5 protein-coding genes and 1 tRNA gene are annotated in these 4871 nt (G+C 71.3%); 3 read left to right on the top strand and 3 right to left on the bottom strand.

Going from position 1 to position 4871, the window contains the following annotated elements; all coding sequences use genetic code 11:
* Position 1: 1 nt before the first annotated feature.
* A tRNA-Pro gene (locus Q1K57_RS06815) sits at positions 2-75 on the bottom strand.
* Between the two features lie 182 nt (positions 76-257).
* Between Q1K57_RS06815 and Q1K57_RS06810 the strand changes: the two genes are divergently transcribed.
* The 3 genes from Q1K57_RS06810 to Q1K57_RS06800 all read left to right on the top strand — a co-directional run bounded on the left by Q1K57_RS06810 (position 258) and on the right by Q1K57_RS06800 (position 2642).
* Positions 258-539 carry a hypothetical protein gene (locus Q1K57_RS06810; RefSeq protein ID WP_300080273.1) on the top strand — a complete coding sequence of 94 codons (282 nt, stop codon included), beginning with the start codon at positions 258-260 and terminating at the stop codon, positions 537-539.
* Between the two features lie 16 nt (positions 540-555).
* Complete coding sequence (locus tag Q1K57_RS06805; RefSeq protein ID WP_300080271.1) at positions 556-1164, top strand: class I SAM-dependent methyltransferase; 609 nt, start codon at positions 556-558, stop codon at positions 1162-1164.
* Between the two features lie 131 nt (positions 1165-1295).
* A complete protein-coding gene (locus Q1K57_RS06800) occupies positions 1296-2642 on the top strand; it encodes an HNH endonuclease signature motif containing protein (RefSeq protein ID WP_300080269.1) in 1347 nt (448 codons plus the stop codon).
* A gap of 41 nt (positions 2643-2683) precedes the next feature.
* Here Q1K57_RS06800 and Q1K57_RS06795 read toward each other — a convergent pair whose 3' ends face one another.
* Both Q1K57_RS06795 and der read right to left on the bottom strand, forming a co-directional pair.
* Positions 2684-3829: an alanine racemase gene (locus Q1K57_RS06795; protein WP_300080267.1), complete on the bottom strand. Its 1146-nt coding sequence runs from the start codon at positions 3827-3829 to the stop codon at positions 2684-2686.
* On the bottom strand, positions 3826-4871 hold a 1046-nt coding region (gene der / locus Q1K57_RS06790), incomplete at its 5' end, for a ribosome biogenesis GTPase Der (protein WP_300080265.1). The genes Q1K57_RS06795 and der, both read right to left, overlap by 4 nt.

The raw sequence follows: 4871 nt of genomic DNA, 5'->3' as shown, positions 1-4871 counted from the left end.
GTCGGGCTGACAGGATTTGAACCTGCGACCCCTTGACCCCCAGTCAAGTGCGCTACCAAGCTGCGCTACAGCCCGCCCGGCGGACGCCTGCGGCGTCCACCGGCGAACCACCTTACCGAATCGGCGCACCGTTGTCGCATCGGACCCGCGGGGCGGCGTCCGATGAGACGAGCCGCCCCGCGCAAAGGCGTGTTGTCAAGCCGCATCAGGTCAAGAAAGGCTTGTTTGACCGTTCATCGAGTCCAATGAGGCACCCAATGACGCACCTGCAGCCCGAAGAGAACCCGGCCGAACGCGTCGTGGACGACGTCACGACCGACCCGCGCCCCATGCTGGCCGACGAAGAAGTCGTCCGGGAGGTGGTGTACGACCCCGACGCCCGCGTCGAGGGCGAGGAGGGCATCCTGGGCGCGGCTGCCGATGAGGTCGAGCGCCCCGACCCGTCCGAGGGGGCCGTGGTCGACGGGGTCGCCAGCGACCCGCTCCTCAACGTCGTCGACGGCCGCCCCGAGACCCTCGGAGCCGACCCGCAGCAGTGAGTGGCACCATGGGCGCGTGACCGTCGACTTCAACGCCCGCGCCCGCGACTGGGACACCCACGACCACACCGACCGCGCCCATCGCCTCGCCGAGGCGATCGGCGCGGTCGTCCCCTTGCAGCCCGACTGGCGCCTCGCCGACATCGGCGGGGGCACCGGCCTCCTGGCGCGTGAGTTGGGCCCGCGCGTGGCGCACGTCCTCATCGTCGACACCTCCCCCGGCATGCTCGAGGTCGCCCGCGCCAACACCGCCGGCGACCCCCGCTACGCCACGCTCGAGCACGACCTCGCCGCAGCCCCCCTTCCCCAGAGGGTGGACGCTCTGGTCAGCAGCATGGCGCTCCACCACATTCCCGACACGGACGCCGCCCTCCGGCACGCCCGCGCGTCACTCGAGCCCGGCGGCTGGATCGCGCTTGCCGATCTCGACGCCGACCACGCCCACACCTTCCACGACGACGGCTTCGACGGTCACCACGGCATCGACCGCCACGCCCTCGCGGACGCCCTCCGCTCGCTCGGTTTCTCCCAGGTCACCGATCGCACCGCCACGACCGTGGTCAAGGAGAAGCACGGCATCAGGCACGAGCACTCCATCTTTCTCGTCACCGGCAAGGCCGGCTGAGCCGTCCGGCGCCGGACCCAGCAGGTCGAATACCTGTGCGATTCAAGAGTTAAGAGTTATCGCCCGAGCCGACCCTGGCTCGGCTCGACGGGCGCCGGAAAGTGTCGGAGGCGGTCTCTAGCGTTGACCTCATGGAACCCACCCCCGGCTCCACCCTGGCAGCGTTGGCGTTGGTCGAGTCGGCCCTCGCGGGCATCGATCATGCCCAGCGGGACGCCCTGCGGTGCGCCGAACGGTTGGAGTTGGTCAGCGTCGGGCGGCGGGTCCTGAAACGGTTGGACGCCCTCGTGCTGGTCCTGGTCGGGGAGGCCGATCACGCGAACGCCTCGATGATCGCCCGCGGGACTCCCCTGTCGTCCTGGCTCGCCCTGACCGGGGACACCTCCAGCCGGGAAGCCGCCGGAATCGTGTTCGCCGGGAAGGACCTCACCCGTAACCCGACCGTGCAGGAAGCCGCGGTGGCGGGTCAGGTGTCGGTGGGCCAGGCCCGCTCGATCGTGAAGGTGCTCGACGAACTTCCCACCCTCGACGCCAGACAGCAACTGGCCGCCACGCGCCACCTCGTGGCCCAGGCAGGCTCGAAGCCAGCCAAAGAGCTGCGCGGGATGGCGGACGCTGTCCTGCGAGCGGTGGCCCCAGCGAAGGCGCCCAGCCCGGCCGAGATGGACGCGCGACTGGCCGCGCAGCGGGTGCGGGCCCTGTCGCGCCGGTCGTTGACGTGGCGGCCGGACGGGGAGGGGTCCGTCTGGTTCGAAGGCGCCTTGCCCGTCCTCGAAGCCGAAACGTTCACGCGCCTCATCGACGCGCACGTCCAGTCCGACCGCCGCCAAGGCCGCGACCACGCCGCCGACCGCAACGGGCCCGGCAGCATGCGCTCGCTGGCCCAACGCCGCGCAGATGCCCTCATGCGGCTCCTCCGGGAGCACCAGCGGGCGCGCAGGACACCGCGCCTGTCCGCGGACCGGCCCCGCATCGTCATCACCATGCGCGAGGCCGACCTGCAGGAGCGTGCCGTCGCGGCGGGCGTACTGGCCTCGGGCGAACCGATCCCCGCGGGTGAGCTGCGCCGCCTGTTGTGCGACGCCGACCTGATCCCCGCCATCCTCGGCGGGCCGTCCGCCGTGCTCGACTGGGGCCTCACCCACCGGACCGTCCGCGACGACCAGCGTCAAGCCCTCGGCCTCCGCGACGGCCAATGCCAGTTCCCGCGCTGCTCAGCCCCTGATGCCCAGTGCGACGCTCATCACGTCCTCCCCTGGCAACAGGGTGGCCGAACAGACCTCGACAACCTGATTCTGCTGTGTCCCCATCATCACGGGCTGTGCGAACCCCGACCACCCCACCCCGACGGGAACACCCCCGACCAATGGGACATCACCCGAAACGAGGAAGGCTTCACGTTCCTGCCACCGCGCACGCACGACGCGAGACGCACCCCCCTCCCCGCGAACGGACCACCATGCGATCCGCCGCCCTGAGCATGGGCCGTCGGCGGTGGCGGCCACCTGTGCTGGGCGCCTCAGGCGTTCATTCCGCGCGCCGACACGCCCCAGGTGTCCACTGGGTCACCGTCGGAGAAGATGACGTACTCGTCCGCGAGGTTCACCGCGTTGCACACGTGGTTCGGCACCACGCGCACCACCGATCCCAACGGCGGCAGCCCGCCTTTCGCGATGCCTGCACCCGCGATCCCTGCACCCGTGACCCCTGCTGCCGCGATGCCCGCACCCGCGCCGTCTCCTTTCGAGAACTCAGCCCCGGCGAGATCGACCACCGCATGGTGCTCCGACAACTGGACGATCCGCGCCTCCGGCACGTCCAGCAGCCGGCCGAAGCCGGACGCCCACGGCGCCCGGTCCGCGCCGAGCGCCTTGCTGCCCGCGTCGAGGACAAGGCGTCCACCCGCGTGGCTCACGACCGTCGCATGCACGGTCAGGGCGATCTGGTCGGCCGTGCACGAGCCCAGCTCCCACTGCTGCGCGTCGTTGAACACGTACACGCCGGGCCGCACCTCCCCCACACCCGTCGCCACGAACTCCAGGCTCGGCGTCGACCCGCCGCTCACCACCGTCGGCTCCACCCCCGCCGACCGCAGCGACTCCGCCGCCAGCGCCAACGCAGCCCCTTCGCCCGCCGCCGCAGCCGCCCGCGCCCCGTTCACCCTGTACGCATGTCCCGGGAATGTGAACACCCCCAGCACCTCCAGCCCGCCCGCGCCGGCAGCCGCAGCCAGCGCACCCGCGGCGTCCGGAGCGACCCCGGAGCGATGGTGCCCCGAATCCACCTCGACCAGCCCGACCACACCGGTCCCGGCCAGCAGGGCCGCGGCGTCCACCGAGTCGAACCCGACCTGCACCGACGCCCGCTCCGCCAGCCGAACCAGCCGCCGGCGCCGCTCTGCGTCCAGCCACACCGGATAGGCGATGAAGACGTTCTCGAAGCCGTTCTGGACGAACACCTCCGCCTCGCCGATCGTCGCCACCGTGATGCCGGAGGCGCCGGCGTCCAGCTGGCGGTGGGCGACCTCGGGGCTCTTGTGGGTCTTCACATGCGGCCGCAGCAGCACTTCACGCTTGTCGGCCCAGGCCGCGACCCGCTCGATGTTCGCATCGAGGACCGCCAGGTCGATCGCGAGGAACGGCGTCGGCGGCAGGTGGGCGCTCACCGCTTCCTCTTCTCACGCGCCCGCAGTTCCACGTGCACCGGGCTGCCGACGAAGCCGAACTCCTCCCGCAGCCGGCGCTCCACGAACCGCACGTACTGGGCGTCCATCGCTCCCGAGGTGAACAGCACGAACGTGGGTGGGCAGTTCGCCGCCTGCGTGCCGAACAAGATCCGCGGCTGCTTGCCCGACCGCACCGGGTGCGGATGCGCCGCCGCCACCCGCCCGAGGAAGCTGTTCAGCTGGCCCGTGGTGACGCGCGTTTCCCAGCCCTCGAGCGCCGCGTCGATCGCCTTCTTCAGCTTGTCGACGTTGCGTCCCGTCAGCGCCGAGATGTTCACCGTCGGCGCCCACGCGAACGCCTGCACGTCGCGCTCCACCTCGCGGGCGAGATAACGGCGGCGCTCGTCGTCGGTGAGGTCCCACTTGTTGTAGGCCACCACGAGCGCCTTGCCGGCCTCCTCCACCATCGTGAGGATCTTCAAGTCTTGGTCGGTGATCGGCTCCGACGCGTCGATCACGACCACGCACACCTCGGCCCGCTCGACCGCCTGCTGGGTGCGCAGCGACGCGTAGTACTCGTGCCCCGACGCCTCCTTCACCCGCCGCCGCAGCCCCGCGGTGTCGATGAACCGGTACACCTCACCGCCCAGTTCGACCAACTCGTCCACCGGGTCGACCGTCGTGCCCGCCACGTTGTCGACCACCGACCGCTGCTGGCCCGTCAGCTTGTTGAGCAGCGAGCTCTTGCCCACGTTCGGCTTGCCCACGATCGCCACCCGCCGCGGCCCGCCGACCTCCTCGAACTCCTCGGCCGGCGCCTCGGGCAGCACCGCGAGCACCGCGTCCAGCAAGTCGCCCGAGCCGCGCCCGTGCAGCGCCGACACCGGCCACGGCTCACCCAGGCCGAGGTTCCACATGGACGCCGCCTCGGCCTCCAGCCGCTGGTCGTCCACCTTGTTGGCGGCCAGCACGACCGGCTTCTTCGAGCGGCGCAGCACCCGCACGACCGCCTCGTCCTCGTCGGTGACGCCCACGGTGGCGT

This window comes from Propioniciclava sp., assembly GCF_029977985.1.
GTDB lineage: Bacteria > Actinomycetota > Actinomycetes > Propionibacteriales > Propionibacteriaceae > Propioniciclava.
The sequence above is the reverse complement of the archived record's forward strand: the minus strand, read 5'-3'. Positions and strand labels throughout refer to the sequence as shown.

Excerpts from the sequence above, each read along its gene's own strand:
- Q1K57_RS06810 (WP_300080273.1), top strand. The coding sequence starts at position 258 with ATGACGCACCTGCAGCCCGAAGAGAACCCGGCCGAACGCGTCGTGGAC.
- Q1K57_RS06800 (WP_300080269.1), top strand. The coding sequence starts at position 1,296 with ATGGAACCCACCCCCGGCTCCACCCTGGCAGCGTTGGCGTTGGTCGAG.